Annotated in this window: 13 protein-coding genes, 1 tRNA gene and 1 pseudogene; 11 read left to right on the top strand and 4 right to left on the bottom strand. The window is 55.4% G+C overall.

What is annotated here, in order from left to right:
- The first annotated feature begins 104 nt into the window (after positions 1-104).
- The 3 genes and pseudogenes from C1J03_RS03535 to C1J03_RS03525 all read left to right on the top strand — a co-directional run.
- Complete coding sequence (locus C1J03_RS03535) at positions 105-1,154, top strand: alpha/beta hydrolase (RefSeq protein WP_162798435.1); 1,050 nt, start codon at positions 105-107, stop codon at positions 1,152-1,154.
- A gap of 227 nt (positions 1,155-1,381) precedes the next feature.
- Entirely contained in the window at positions 1,382-2,767 is a 1,386-nt protein-coding gene (locus C1J03_RS03530; protein WP_114883752.1) for an IS1182 family transposase, read from the top strand.
- Between the two features lie 211 nt (positions 2,768-2,978).
- Positions 2,979-3,311, top strand: a pseudogene (locus C1J03_RS03525) (integrase); the annotation flags it as partial.
- Between the two features lie 228 nt (positions 3,312-3,539).
- Here the strand turns inward: C1J03_RS03525 and C1J03_RS03520 are convergent.
- The 4 genes from C1J03_RS03520 to C1J03_RS03505 form a co-directional block, all read right to left on the bottom strand.
- Positions 3,540-3,616, bottom strand: a tRNA-Arg gene (locus C1J03_RS03520).
- Between the two features lie 86 nt (positions 3,617-3,702).
- Entirely contained in the window at positions 3,703-5,088 is a 1,386-nt protein-coding gene (locus C1J03_RS03515) for a sensor histidine kinase (protein ID WP_114883749.1), read from the bottom strand.
- Positions 5,089-5,094: 6 nt separating this feature from the next.
- Positions 5,095-6,513 carry a dihydrolipoyl dehydrogenase family protein gene (locus C1J03_RS03510; RefSeq protein ID WP_114883747.1) on the bottom strand — a complete coding sequence of 473 codons (1,419 nt, stop codon included), beginning with the start codon at positions 6,511-6,513 and terminating at the stop codon, positions 5,095-5,097.
- A complete protein-coding gene (locus tag C1J03_RS03505) occupies positions 6,510-7,253 on the bottom strand; it encodes a TVP38/TMEM64 family protein (RefSeq protein WP_114883744.1) in 744 nt (247 codons plus the stop codon). Before C1J03_RS03505 ends, C1J03_RS03510 begins: the two co-directional genes overlap by 4 nt.
- Positions 7,254-7,544: 291 nt before the next feature.
- Between C1J03_RS03505 and rpmH the strand changes: the two genes are divergently transcribed.
- From rpmH to yihA, 8 genes are all read left to right on the top strand, one after another.
- The gene (rpmH, locus tag C1J03_RS03500; RefSeq protein ID WP_114883742.1) at positions 7,545-7,679 is read left to right on the top strand and encodes a 50S ribosomal protein L34; all 135 of its coding nucleotides are present in this window, start codon (positions 7,545-7,547) and stop codon (positions 7,677-7,679) included.
- 26 nt (positions 7,680-7,705) lie between these two features.
- Positions 7,706-8,122 carry a ribonuclease P protein component gene (gene rnpA / locus C1J03_RS03495; RefSeq protein WP_114883740.1) on the top strand — a complete coding sequence of 139 codons (417 nt, stop codon included), beginning with the start codon at positions 7,706-7,708 and terminating at the stop codon, positions 8,120-8,122.
- Positions 8,119-8,349 carry a membrane protein insertion efficiency factor YidD gene (yidD, locus tag C1J03_RS03490; protein WP_114883738.1) on the top strand — a complete coding sequence of 77 codons (231 nt, stop codon included), beginning with the start codon at positions 8,119-8,121 and terminating at the stop codon, positions 8,347-8,349. The genes rnpA and yidD overlap by 4 nt, the downstream gene beginning before the upstream one ends.
- A gap of 84 nt (positions 8,350-8,433) precedes the next feature.
- Complete coding sequence (ttcA, locus tag C1J03_RS03485; RefSeq protein ID WP_114883735.1) at positions 8,434-9,285, top strand: tRNA 2-thiocytidine(32) synthetase TtcA; 852 nt, start codon at positions 8,434-8,436, stop codon at positions 9,283-9,285.
- Between the two features lie 105 nt (positions 9,286-9,390).
- A complete protein-coding gene (locus tag C1J03_RS03480) occupies positions 9,391-10,941 on the top strand; it encodes a putative bifunctional diguanylate cyclase/phosphodiesterase (RefSeq protein WP_114883733.1) in 1,551 nt (516 codons plus the stop codon).
- 137 nt (positions 10,942-11,078) lie between these two features.
- Complete coding sequence (yidC, locus tag C1J03_RS03475) at positions 11,079-12,908, top strand: membrane protein insertase YidC (protein WP_114883731.1); 1,830 nt, start codon at positions 11,079-11,081, stop codon at positions 12,906-12,908.
- Positions 12,908-13,645: an MOSC domain-containing protein gene (locus C1J03_RS03470; RefSeq protein ID WP_174234492.1), complete on the top strand. Its 738-nt coding sequence runs from the start codon at positions 12,908-12,910 to the stop codon at positions 13,643-13,645. The genes yidC and C1J03_RS03470 overlap by 1 nt, the downstream gene beginning before the upstream one ends.
- The gene (gene yihA, locus C1J03_RS03465; RefSeq protein ID WP_114883727.1) at positions 13,645-14,295 is read left to right on the top strand and encodes a ribosome biogenesis GTP-binding protein YihA/YsxC; all 651 of its coding nucleotides are present in this window, start codon (positions 13,645-13,647) and stop codon (positions 14,293-14,295) included. The genes C1J03_RS03470 and yihA overlap by 1 nt, the downstream gene beginning before the upstream one ends.
- Positions 14,296-14,331: the final 36 nt, after the last annotated feature.

Here is a 14,331-nt window from a genome sequence, read left to right as displayed (position 1 = left end):
CCTATTACCGCGTTGCAGACTTTTCTGCCTAATGCTGATAAAGGTCACGACCGAACCACATTGGTTAGGACGTGACCTGAGAACAGATTGGGAGTGTATTCACCTTGAAGCAGCTCAAACGCCCACTTTTACTCACTGTAAGTGCCGCCGCCGTCGCACATGTCGCAACAGTATCCCTTGCTCAAGATGCTGAGCCCCTGTGGGCGCACGCGCCGGATACAATCTCGTCTGAATGGAGCGCAGTGCTTTCCGCACTCGGCCAAGGGCGGGACGCGGCGGTGCCTTCCCCGGATGATGTGCAAGCGTGGCAAGCACTGCAGGACACCGACATTACCGCAAAGATCAAAGCTGCGGCACCGTTCGTTGAGGCGTTCAACGGCACGCTTTGGGATATCACACTTGGCGGCGTCCCAACGGTCGAAGTCACACCTGACAAACTGGCACGCAACGACAAGATCGCAGTTTACCTACATGGTGGTGCCTATGTCTTCAACTCCGCCAGAGGTGCGATCACCTCGGCGATCTTACTTGCTGATGAAACGGGTCTGACAGTCATGGCCGTAGACTACACTCTGGCGCCACATTCCAGGTGGCAAGAGACCACAGATCAGGTCCTATCCGTTTTCACCGCTCTTGATGAGCAAGAATTTGCGGCTTCCGATATCGTGCTCTACGGTGACTCTGCAGGCGGTGGCCTCTCGGCCGGCAGTGTCTTGAAGATGCGTGATCAGGGCATGGAAATGCCCGCAGCATTGGTTCTCTGGTCGCCTTGGGCCGATATCTCTGAGACTGGGGATAGCTATGTGACGCTCCGGGATGCCGAGCCGTTCTTCACATACCAGGACGTCCTCGGTCCTTCGGCTCTGGCTTATGCCGATAAAACGGACCACCGGCACCCTTACGTCTCTCCGGTTTACGGCGACTTTACAAAGGGCTTCCCGCCAACGCTTATCCAAGGTGGCATCAAGGAGATTTTCCTCAGCAATTTTGTAAGGCTCTACCAAGCATTGGATCAGGCCGGGCAGGTAGTGAAACTCGATCTTTATGAGGGGATGCCGCACGTCTTTATGGCGGCTTTGCCGAAATCACCCGAGTCAAGAGTTGCTGTTAGCAAAGCGGCCGATTGGGTGTCTGAGCACTTGCTCAATGATTGAATTGAACCGTAGGAAGCGAACTGGTTGAAAGCCAACAGCAATTAAGGCTGGAAATGAGCGCTTCGTTTGGGTCATGCGTTTGAACGGAGATATTCCGCTTACCGCGCATAGCGCCAGTTCGAGCGAGACGCAGCATTCGTCGTTATGGGCTTATTTTGTTGAAAAACTATTGTTGATTTGAGGTCCGTTCGCTGATTCAATTCTCCTATTCTGTGGGGGGAACTGCGATGTTGGGACCGAAGCAAGAGGCGCAAGGCGCGTTGTTCTACGAGTTCTCGCTTGAGGGTCACGTCCCGCAAGACCACCTGCTTCGATCCATCGACCGGTTCGTCGACCTGAGCAGCATCCGTGCCCATCTTGCAGATTTTTACAGCCACACTGGCCGTCCGTCGGTCGATCCTGAATTACTGATCCGTATGCTGCTGGTCGGATATTGCTTTGGCATCCGGTCTGAACGGCGTCTATGTGATGAAGTGCATCTGAACCTTGCTTACCGTTGGTTCTGCCGCCTCGATCTGAGCGATCGCGTTCCCGATCACTCGATTTTTTCCAAGAACCTACATGGGCGTTTTCGCGATAGCGAACTGCTGCGGCATCTGTTCGAAACAACCGTCGCGCGGTGCATCTCTGAAGGCCTAGTCAGCGGTCAGCGGATGGCGATTGATGCCAGCCTGATCGAAGCCGATGCGAACAAGCAGAACTCCACGCCGAAGGAAGAATGGGACGCAACGCACATCGATCCGGCTGATGCGTCGCGCGCCGTGCGCGAGTATCTCGACACGCTCGACGAGGCCGCATTTGGCGCTGCCAGCAGGGTCCGGCCGAAGTTCACCTCGCATTCGGACCCGGCCAGTCAGTGGACGGCGGCGCGGAAAGGTCCTGCTTTCTTTAGCTATTCCGGCAATTACCTGATCGACACGGATCACGGTGTTATCTTGGACGTAGAGCCCACCCGATCCATCCGGCAAGCCGAGGTTGGATCAACAAAAATCATGCTGACGCGGGTGAAAGACAAATTCGATCTGGTCCCGGATTGGATGATCGCCGACACCGCCTATGGCTCAGGCCCAATGCTCGGCTGGCTCGTTGATCGTAAGATCGACCCTTACATCCCGGTGAACGACAAGGCTGGACGCCCCGATGGCACGTGGATACGTACAGATTTCGACTGGGATGCCGAGAACGATCAATACATCTGCCCCGAGGGTCACGCGCTCAAGCAGTTTCACCGCAACTATTCTGATCCGAACCAGGGCCCGACGGGCAAAGGCACGGCGAAGTATCGTGCGCTGAAACTGACGTGTCAGGTCTGTCCCTCAAAATCGAAGTGCTGCCCCAACGCAGACGCCAGAGCGATCACCCGTGAAGAACACGAAGAAGCCCGCCAAGTTGCTAGGGATTTGGCCAAAACTGATGAATACGCGATTGCGATGAGGCTCAGGAAGAAGGTCGAAATGCTCTTCGCACACCTCAAACGTATTCTCGGCCTCGGTCGACTCCGATTACGTGGCCCATGCGGTGTAAATGACGAATTTCTACTCGCCGCCACCGCCCAAAACCTCCGCAAACTGGCCAAGATCTTTCCTGCACCGCAGCAAGCGCGAAAAACCTAACCAGAAAGGCGCTTGCACTGTGTTTCAGAGCTGACTTTCTGCGCTCGCAACACGTTGTTTTTCAACAGAATGGGCTCGTAGCGGCCTTACGCACCGGCAGAAATACCGCATTCAAAGCGCGTCTGAGAACGGCCATTCAACTCGATGCTATGATCTGGTCGTCAGCGCCGTGCTGACGTCTGGGCATGGAGGGAGGATTGGAGGGCATATTATGCCAAGAGTACAACTTCCAGCAGTGACCCCGAAGCGCAAAGCATGGAACAAAGGTCGGATCATCGGTCAGAAACGACCGTTGCTTCCCAAACAAGTATGGGCCATCCGCGCAAGGCTCGAATTTGCAGGTTTTCTTCGTGATCTGGCGCTGTTTAACGTTGCGATTGATAGCAAGCTGCGTGGCTGCGATCTGGTCAAACTCACCGTGATCGATTTGGTCAAAGATGATCGCGTTCGTGAACGGGTTTCGGTGATCCAGAGCAAGACCAAGAAACCAGTTCAGTTCGAACTTACTGAAAACACACGTGATACCGTCATCGCTTTGGTAAACACGTCAGGAGAAAGCCGGTGACCGCGCAGCTGATCTCAGACAGTGAACAGCCGAAATAGCACATTAGGCGATGCTACGAAGATAAGCAGAGTTTGAAGCAGGCCCGTCAGCAATGGCGGGTCTGTTTTGCGTCGACCAGCAGACCCTCGAATTGATCGGTTGTCTCGCTGGATGTCTCGCTGAATATTTCGCGCCTCGCGGGAGGCGCTCGCTAAGTTATTGATTTAATGGTGAACCGAGCAGGATTCGAACCTGCGACCCCCTGATTCGTAGTCAGGTACTCTATCCAGCTGAGCTATCGGTCCACTAAGCGGCGGTTTAGTAGCCAGCGGCGGGGTTTGCAAGTCCCTCTTTGGGAGAATTACCAAGACGCACAAAAGAGGTCGCCCCGCTAGACGGTGCCATTGCCTTTGGGCAGGACAATTCGGAAGCATGTACCAGCCTCGCCCGTTTCAGCCAGATGAAGCGTGCCACCGTGACCGCGCACCAGCTCGGCTGAGATGACCAGCCCCAAACCACTGCCGCCTTTGCGCGCGCCCCCTTGAAAAGGGGTAAACAGATGCTCTTGCGCCTTGGCAGGCAGGCCGGGCCCTGTATCTCTAATCTCAATCGCCCAATGCAGGTCTGTCTCTTCGGCAGACAGCGCAATCTCACCGGATGCACCATGGACCATGATCGCTTGGCGGGCGTTGCGGATCAGGTTGGCAAGCACACGGTGCAACTGTTCCGGATCAGCACGCACCATCATCTGGGGTGATATATCAACGGCAAAGCTCAAATCATGATCCGCCGCCGCCAAACGCTCGCTGTCGATGACATCCTCCGCCAACTCTGCCAACCGCACCATTGTCAGCGTCGGGCTTGGCTCTTCGGCCTTCCCAAAGGCCAACGTTGATTCGCACAAATGCACAGCCCGCGTAATCGAGCCAACAAGCTTGGGAGCCATCCGTTTGACCGTTGGGTCCTCGGACATCTCAATCCGGTCGGTAAACAACTGTGCGGAGGTTAGGATATTGCGCAGGTCATGGCTGATTTTACTCACGGCAGAGCCAAGCTGCGCAAGGCGTTCCTTTTGGCGCAGGGCCTGCGTCAACTCGGTCTGTAGGGACTTCAACGCTTCTTCGGCCTCGCGCAACTCGCGCACACCAGCAGTTGGGGTGATAATGCGCCGTGCGTCCTCAGGAGCCGCAGCATAGCGCTGCATGTGGCCTACAACGCCCTTGATCGGCTTAACCAAAAACACACGCATCGCGATGAACAGCAAAAAGGCGGTTACGATCGAGATCACCGCCGAAAGGATCAGGATGCGTATGCCGTAATCAAGCATGGCCGCGCGCATTGGCTGGCTTTCTACCGTGATTTCGATCAGCAGACCCGCATCTTGGGTAGGTGCGCCAATGACCCTGATCACTTCATCCTCGACATTCAGTAACCGCATCATTGCATCCCGGATCAACACCATCGCAGTGGCGTCGCGCAGGTCAAACGTGGCTGCTATGGCTTGTGGCATTGGGGAGCTCAACATCAACTGGCGCACCTCATTGCGGCGCAGCACCACGTTGAACACACCCGCGTTGCTCAGCAATTCGGCCTCGAGTTCCTCATCCAGCATGTCATCGGCCAAAAGCGCGAGCGAGGCCACCTGCGCCAATTCAAGCCGACCAAGCATATAGTCCTCGCGGAACCGCGCGATCGACGGCACAAATATCATGACTTCAGCCAACATCACAAAGATGGTGGTTAAGATTAGCAGTCTGCCTGAGAGGGAATTAAACATCTGACCCTACGGAATAAAACGCTGCACCAGCCCCACAACCCGTTTGACGATATCGTTTTCAAACAGTCGCGGGCTGAAATAGGCACCTGCTGCACGCTTATTAACTTCGCCGATGGTGGGATAAGGGGCAACCATTGCGGCAATCTGGCTCATCTTCATGCGGTTTGCCAGTGCCAGCGCCCAAAGACTGATCAACTCTCCTGCCTGATACCCAACAATCGAAGCTCCAACTGGCCGTCCCTTGACCACCATCACCTTGATAAAGCCCTTAGTTTTGCGTTCCGCAATCGCGCGATCGTTATGCGCGTAGTGAAAACGAACCACTTCTAGCGACGCGCCATGAACCTCTTTCGCCTGCGCTTCGGTCAACCCGACCTGCGCCAGCTCGGGGTCCGTGTAGGTCGCCCAAGGTATGTGGCTGATCTTTGCTTTAGAAGGCAATGCAAAGAGCATCGAGCGGATAATGACACCGGCATGATAGCCCGCCACATGGGTAAATTGCAGCCCACCTGCCACATCACCAATCGCATAAACCTTGCGGTGGGTCGTGCGCAGGGATGCGTCCACTTTGATGCCCGTTTTAGTCCGTTCAATGCCTGCCTTCTCGAGGTCCAGCTTGTCTGTGTTGGTTTTACGCCCAACGGCCATCAACAAGTGCGAGCCCTTAAAGACGCGGCCATCTTTGGCCTCCACTTCAATTGCGCCTGCTTTGCCGCGAATTTCTGCAGCCATCGCGTCCTCCGCAATCTCAACACCTTCATCACGCAGCGTATCAAGCACAATCGCTGCGAGCTCTGGATCATCCTTGCCCAACGCTTTGGCACCTTCGATCACGGTCACTTTGCAGCCTATGCGGATATGCGCCTGCGCCATTTCCAGCCCGATTGGTCCACCGCCGATGATCAACAAGTGTTTTGGCTTTTCGCGCAACTCGAACAGGGTCTCATTCGTCTCGAAGGGCACATTCTCAAGCCCCGGAATGGGCGGCACCAACGGCGATGATCCAGTCGCAATCACAATACGTCGCGCCGTGATTACAGTGTCGCCCGCTTGCACTTCGGTTTCTGAGATAAAACGGCCGAATTCTTGGATCACTGTCACGCCAAGGCCTTCAAAGCGTTCCACACTATCGAGCGGAGCGATCTGCGCAATGACATCGGCCACATGGTCTTTTGCCGCTGCATAATCCACATCGCCCGGCCCATCCGCGACGCCGTACTGCGCAGAATGTTGCTGGCCATACGCCGCCTTACCCGAAGCAATCAGTGCTTTGGACGGGACACAGCCATAGTTGAGGCAATCGCCACCCATCTTGTGGCCTTCCAGCAAAACCACATCAGCCCCCATCTGCACAGCCCCTGCCGCCACAGAAAGTCCGCCAGAACCAGCACCGATGATAAGGACATCTGTCTTGATACATTTCATTTCAGCAGGTCTTTCTTGCCAGTCACGGCCTTTAGAGCAACGGGCAGCAGCGACAACGCGCAAAGGCCCAAGATCGGCAGCAGAATATGCGGTTCAAAGATAAGGCCTAAGTTGGGCGTTTCACCCTTGGCAAACACCTCGCCCAACCCTGCCCCAACCGAGGTTAACACCAGCGAACCCGGAATGATCCCAATCACCGTCGAAATCACGAATCGCGACAGCGGCACGCCCAGAAATGCCGGAATCAGGTTTGCCACAAAGAAAGGAACCACCGGCACCAACCGAATGAAAAACAACATCGACCATTGGTTTTCGTCGATTCCATCCTTGATCTTGCGCACCATGCCCTCAGATGCGTCCATACGCGCCTTCAGTTTTTCGCCAAGACCGTAACGCGCCGCGAGGAATATCACCGTCGCCCCGAGCGACGCGCCCGCGATATTGAACACGGTGCCAAAACCCCAACCAAACAGAAAACCGCCCGTCAGCGTTGCGATCGCCGCACCGGGTAATGAAAACCCCACGATCAGGATATAGATCCCGATAAAGGCGAGTGCCGTTAGGACATAGTTGTTGTCCCGAAAGGCAATCAACGCTTCGCGGTTGTCGCGCAGTGCCTCAAAGCTGATATAATCGCCAAGGACGAACGCCCCGATAATCGCCACCACTGTAATGATCGCTATCGGCGCATAACGCGCCAAGGCGGATTTCTGTTCGGTCGGCTGTGTCATGTCACTCATTTTCTAGCTTTGGTCCCTGCGTCTGGGCAAAAAACAAGAGATGCTCTTTTTTCGGTCATTAGGACAGGGACTTCACGGGTGGTTGATCCCTTGTGTAGGCTAAAAGCTGGTTTGAAGGCCCCGCTAAGCTGATTGAAACATATGGGAGGTCATTTTGGGGAAATTGTTGCAAAGGATGCAATTTTTCACGCACATGGGGTTTGACTTGGGCCCCAGCCCGCTTTAGAGCACGGTTCTGAATTGAGGCGTGGAACCGATTCCGCGCTGTGACGTATTTGTGGAGATGGCGCGATGAAACGCACCTTTCAACCTTCTAACCTCGTGCGCAAGCGCCGGCATGGCTTCCGTTCGCGGATGGCAACTAAAGCTGGTCGCAAGATCATCAATGCGCGCCGCGCCCAAGGCCGGAGCAAGCTGAGCGCTTAATTGCGACTTAGATTGACGGAACCAACATGACACCGCCGGATCTCCCTTTGGAAGGCTTACCCGCCCCCCAAGAGGAAAACTCTCCGGCGGTGTCGTTGCGTTTGCAGGTTCTCAAGAATCGCAGCGATTTTCTGCGCGCCGCGCGAGGCAAGCGAGTAGCGAAAGCTGGGTTTGTCCTACAGATGATCGCCCGCCCTGAAGGTGAGGCACCGGGCATCCGCATTGGCTACACCTGTTCTAAGAAAGTCGGCAATGCCGTGGCGCGCAACCGGGCAAAGCGGCGGCTGCGCGAAGCGGCACGCCTTATCCTGCTGCAAGGTGGGCAGCCGGGTCATGATTATGTTTTGATCGGGCGCCGCGAAACAACAGCCACTCAAGCCTTTGACGATCTGCAAAGCGATCTGGCCCATGCGCTTGGTATCTTGCATGGGGCGTCAAAGTGACCCCGCTGGCCTTTATTCTGTCCTTACCCGTTCGGGCATACCGATTGGTGTTCAGCCCATGGGTTGGCCACAACTGCCGCTACCAACCGACGTGTTCGGCATATGCCCTAGAAGCGCTTCAAGAACACGGCGCGGTTAAAGGCGGCTGGCTTGCGGCGCGGCGTATCGCGCGGTGCCACCCTTGGGGCGGTGATGGCTACGATCCCGTACCAGAGCAAAAAAAATAGAGCACCGACATCCTTTTACGCATTCGTTCTTTCGACAAAGCGCGCGCGTGATATAGGGATAGCCAACCCCATCAAGGACCAAACATGCTCGATCAACCTCAGGATATTCACCCGCTCTTCAATGGCGCGCCTCAATCAACGGAATTCAAGAAACTCCGCAAACGTCTTGTGCGCCATACCCGCGAGGCAATTGAACAATACGGCATGATCGAGCCCGAAAAGAACGGCAAGAAACCGCGCTGGTTGGTGTGCATGTCGGGCGGCAAGGACAGCTATACGCTGCTGGCGATTCTGCATGAGCTGCAGTGGCGCGGACTGTTGCCCGTTGATATTCTGGCCTGTAACTTGGATCAGGGTCAGCCGGGCTTTCCCGCGACTGTGCTGCCAGAATTCCTCGAAAAGATGGGCGTGCCGCACAGGATTGAGTACCAAGACACCTATTCGATCGTGATGGATAAAACGCCCGAAGGTCGAACGTTCTGCGCAATGTGTTCGCGGTTGCGGCGCGGCAATCTGTACCGGGTCGCTCGTGAAGAAGGGTGCAGTGCCGTTGTTCTGGGCCATCACCGTGACGACATTCTTGAGACGTTTTTTATGAACCTCTTTCATGGTGGGCGTTTGGCAACAATGCCACCTAAGCTTTTGAATGAAGAGGGTGATTTGTTTGTTTACCGCCCCCTCGCCCATGTCGCCGAGGTCGATTGCGAGAAATTCAGCACCGCGATGAATTATCCCATAATTCCTTGCGATCTATGCGGGTCTCAAGATGGTCTGCAACGCCAGCAAGTCAAAGCGATTTTGGACGGGTGGGAACGCAACAGCCCCGGCCGTCGGCAAGTGATATTCCGCGCTCTTACAAATGCGCGCCCTTCGCATCTTCTTGATCCAGCGTTGTTTGATTTCACGGGCCTCGCCAGAAAATCTGACCAAATTTAAGTAAAGTAACGCAACTTACCCTGCCCGCGTTAACCTGCAGATGACCAGAGGACCGCTAGATATCTCTAACCTCAAGCGCGCTCTGCGCTGAGATGGGAGGCACTAATGCACTGGGCAGACACACTGAATTTGAAACGACTGCGCGCCAAACTGGCCGCGGTTTTGGCCGGACCTCCGGCATTGGCTTTCCTGCCTGCCATTTCACTTGCCGCCTTCTGGCTCGGAGGAGAAGCCGCACTCTTGGCTGTATCCGCGATCTTGCCTTTGACGTATGTGCTTGCTGGCGGGTTCGGCGGCGCGATTGGCGGTGTCCACATATCCAAAGATGCAATCGACGGATTATTCAGCCGGAGCGCGTTCGAAGATGTTTGTGACCAAAAATACGAGATCACCAGCGAGAAAGCGTGGCAATCAGCGACCTATTTCCTAGAAATCGACGACGATGTTCAGATCGTCGATCGTTACGGTCAACTCGCGGCGGATACAGTGATAAAACGCACGGCCGAGCGGCTCATAACCATGCTGCGCGATGAAGACAGCGTCGGCAAGATGGGAGACGCCCGGTTTGCGATCTGCGTCGCGCCAGTTCGGCACATGGATCTTGAGCTGTGCATCCAGATGGCGGGTCGCTTACAGACCGCACTCGAAGAACCGCTGTCGATTGACGGCACAACTATTTATGTCTCGGGCTCGGTCGGATTTTGCCAACACAGCCGTTCTCCAAAGAAAAACGGTGCCGCGTGGCTTCAAGCCGCAGCAACAGCGTTGCGAGAGGCACAACGCCATGGCCCAGCGGCAATTCGCGCCTTTTCAGACCAAATGCGCCGCGAGACACAGTGCCGCGCAGAACTGCGTGACGAAGTGGGCTTGGCGCTCGACGCTGGACATATCCAGCCTTGGTTTCAACCCCAAATTTCAACGGACACAGGCCAAATCACCGGCTTTGAGGCGCTGGCCCGCTGGAGCCATCCAAACCGTGGCATGATCGCCCCCCAGGAGTTTTTGCCGGCCATCGAATCCGCCGGCATGCTTGAGCGTCTCGCGGAAAAAATGATGTACCACTCCTTTGCAGCCCTCAAAGCTTGGGATGTTGCTGGCTTGGAGATACACCAGGTTGGCGTCAATTTTTCGGGCTCTGAGCTGAGCAATCCGCGTCTTCTAGAAAAAATCAAATGGGAACTCGATCGCTTTGATCTGACCCCGGACCGTCTGGCCGTCGAAGTGCTAGAAACCGTCGTTGCAAGTTCCCCTGACGATGTCATCACGCGAAACATCAATGCGTTGGGGGAACTTGGGTGCCGGATTGATCTGGATGATTTCGGGACCGGCCATGCATCAATCGCGTCGATCCGGCGGTTTGCCGTCAGTCGCATCAAAATTGACCGCAGTTTTATCATTAAGGCAGATCGCGATTCCGAACAGCAACGCATGATCTCCGCCATTTTGACCATGGCAGAACGGCTCGAGGTTGAAACCCTTGCCGAAGGTGTCGAAAGCGTTGGTGAACATGTACTTTTGGCGCAGCTGGGATGCGACCATGTCCAAGGTTTTGGGATTGGCAAGCCTATGCCATTTGAGCAGACGCTTGACTGGATTGCGGGTCACAATTCCAAGCTAGCCGATGTGCCTCGGATCATGCAGGGAAAACAGAAATGAAACTGGAACCCTCAATGTCCCCAAATAGGTCACGCGCAACTCCGCCAAACCCCGGATAAAGCCCGAATCCGCTTGACCTTTGGGGCTGTTCTCTGTTGAACCCACGCTGAACTCAAAGACATCAGGTGGCGGTCCCAATGGACGATCAGAACAAGAATCTAATAATCGCAACAGGGCTCAGCTTTATTGTGATCCTCGTTTGGTTCGTGTTGTTCCCGCCCCCAGAGGGCCCAGCTCCGCTAGCACCGTCGGAAACAGCGCAATCCACAGCTGAAGGCGACAGCCTTACAACGCCCGCAGCCCCCGTAAATAGCAGTGTTTCTACAGAAGCAACTGCCACAATAGAGCTGTTGGCCGAGGCCGTCGATACCGCACCTCGCGTACAAATCAGCACGGACCGATTGAGCGGGTCGATCTCTCTCTTGGGCGGCCGGATTGATGATCTTTCTTTGAACGATTACCGCACCTCAAGGGATGAGGACGCAGAAGTCGTAAAATTGCTAATCCCCGTGGGCGGGGAAGATGCATATTATGCCTTGCACGGTTGGGCCGCGAGCACCGGTCTTGACCCCGCTGCAGTTCCCGGACCCAACACTGAGTGGAGCGCACCGGACAGCGATGTGGTAAGTGTCGGCAACCCTGTTACAATGACTTGGGACAACGGCGCAGGCCTGCTCTTTTCCAAAGAAATCGCGGTGGACGAGGACTTTATGTTCACGATCACCCAGAGCGTGACCAACACGAGCGATAGCCCAGCGAGTATGGCCCCTTACGGTATTCTTGCCCGTCATGGTGAGCCGACAGACCTGAAAAACTTCTTCATTCTGCACGAAGGCGTCGTTGCAATGGGTGATGGCGAGTATTCGGAAATCAACTGGGACGATATGCCAGACTTCGAATTCGCCGAACGTGAAGGTGCGCGCGCGCAGGTCAAACAGATCACAGAAAATGGCTGGATCGGGTTCACCGACCACTATTGGATGGGCGCATTGATCCCCGCACAAGGCAGCGCTTTCAAGTCAGTGGCCAAATACGATGAACGTCGCGACATATACCAAGCCGAAACAGTCATGCCGACCCAAACGGTCGCACCTCAGGCGACCATCACTGCCGTCAGTCAGTTCTTTGCCGGGGCAAAGGAATGGGAAACCCTACGCAAGTATGAAGAGCAGGGCGTATATAATTTCATCGATTCGATTGACTGGGGCTGGTTCTCATTCCTGACCAAACCCATCTTTTGGCTCCTGCACCACCTGCACGAGCTGATCGGCAACATGGGCATCGCAATCATCGCTCTGACCTTGCTGATCAAGGCGATGCTCTTCCCATTGGCATATAAATCTTATGTCTCGATGGCCAAGATGAAAGAGCTTCAACCTCAGATGGAGGCGCTCAAGAAAGATTCTGGTGAAGATCGCCAGAAGATGCAGCAGGGCATGATGGCGCTCTATAAGAAGGAGAAGGTAAACCCCGCCGCGGGCTGCCTGCCGATCTTGCTGCAGATTCCGATCTTCTTCTCTCTCTACAAGGTGATCTTTGTCACGATCGAACTGCGCCAAGCACCTTTCTTTGGCCCGTTCCAAGACCTCAGCTTGCCTGACCCAACGTCGCTCTTAAACTTCTATGGGCTTGCACCCTGGGCTGGACCAGAAGCTGGATCGATCATGGCGCTGGCCTTTATTGGCATCCTGCCACTTTTGTTGGGTATTTCGATGTGGCTACAGCAAAAACTAAATCCGGCCCCCACCGATCCCACTCAGCAAATGATCTTTGCGTGGATGCCTTGGGTGTTCATGTTCATGCTGGGCAGCTTCGCCTCTGGCCTCGTGGTATATTGGATCGCGAACAACACAATCACCTTTACGCAGCAGTACCTGATCATGCGCAGCCAAGGCTACAAGCCTGACTTGCTGGGCAACATCAAAGGTGGATTTGGCCGCAAAGCCAAGTCTGACGCCGAAAAGTGATGGGGGTCTCTGGGCTTTTCCGGCATCCCCTGAAAAGCCATGGGCGCGAAGCGCTTGATCATGTGCGCCTGAACCAAGATCAGTCGATGCCCTTCGACCGGCTTTGGGCCGTCGCGCATGAGGCGGCAAAGGCAGACGGGTCAGAGTGGGCCGCCTGCCAGAACTTTAGCCGCGGATCAAAAGCCCCCAAACTTATGGCGATTAACGCGTCCCTCAACGAGGCGACGCAAACGCTGACCCTCACGCATCCTGAACGTCCCGATCTGACTTTCCGCCCCGACGACGATAGTGCGGCCTTCATTGACTGGGTTATGCCGCTGGTTCCTTCAGACCGCGCATTACCGGACCGCATCCTGCGACTGGACGGGCGCGGCTTTACCGACAGCGATTTTGCGTCTGTATCGCTGTGCTCCGTGGCATCCCACGCGGAGGTCGAAGATATTGCGCAAACCCCGTTGTCGCCGTTGCGGTGGCGCGGAAATATCTGGTTTGATGGCACTGCCCCTTGGGCTGAATTTGACTGGGTCGGAAGAGACATCGCAATTGGTGGAGCTGTCCTGCAGATCCAAGAACCTATCGTGCGTTGCCTTGCCACTACCGCCAATCCCGAAACGGGCCTACGTGACGTTGATACGCTTGCTGCGTTGAAAACCATGGACCATCAGCATTTTGGCATCTATGCCCGCGTCATCCAAACCGGCGATATCGCGGTGGGCGATAAACTGGAGCTAATCTGATGCAACTACCCTTCCCCGTCGTCGACGCCCCTGATCCGCAAGTCGAAGAACAGGGCCGCCTGCTCTTCGCCGGAGAGACCACATTTGTAAAAGGCGTGGTCGCGATGGACGGTTTGCCAGAACCGGACCGGATGGAAGTCTGCTTTGCGGGGCGATCCAATGTCGGGAAGTCCACGTTGATCAATGCGCTGACAGGCATGAAAGCGCTGGCACGGGCATCCAACACCCCCGGTCGCACCCAAGAGATCAACTATTTCACCGCCGGAGAAGAACTCTATCTCGTCGATTTGCCCGGCTACGGTTATGCTAACGCGCCACTGCCTGTGGTCGAAAAATGGCAGCGCCTGCTCAAGCAGTACCTGCAAGGTCGCCAAACCCTGCGCCGCGCCTTTGTGCTGATCGACGCACGCCACGGCGTGAAAAAGGTCGATGACGAAATAATGAGCTTGCTCGACAGTGCGGCGGTTACGTTCCAGGTCGTGCTGACCAAGTCAGATAAGGTCAAGGAAGTTGACCGCGAAAAGATATTGGATCAAGTGCGCGGCGCGCTCGCCAAACACCCTGCTGCCTATCCAGAACTGATCGTAAGCAGCTCGGAAAAGGGTTGGGGCATTCCCACCCTGCGTGCAGTGATTGCGACGCTGGAATAACAGCGAACGCCTGCTTATGATCGCCGCATAACAGGG

Source organism: Sulfitobacter sp. SK012 (assembly GCF_003352085.1).
Taxonomy (GTDB): Bacteria; Pseudomonadota; Alphaproteobacteria; order Rhodobacterales; family Rhodobacteraceae; genus Sulfitobacter.
Note: the sequence above shows the minus strand (reverse complement) of the source record. Positions and strands in the feature narration are given on the sequence as shown.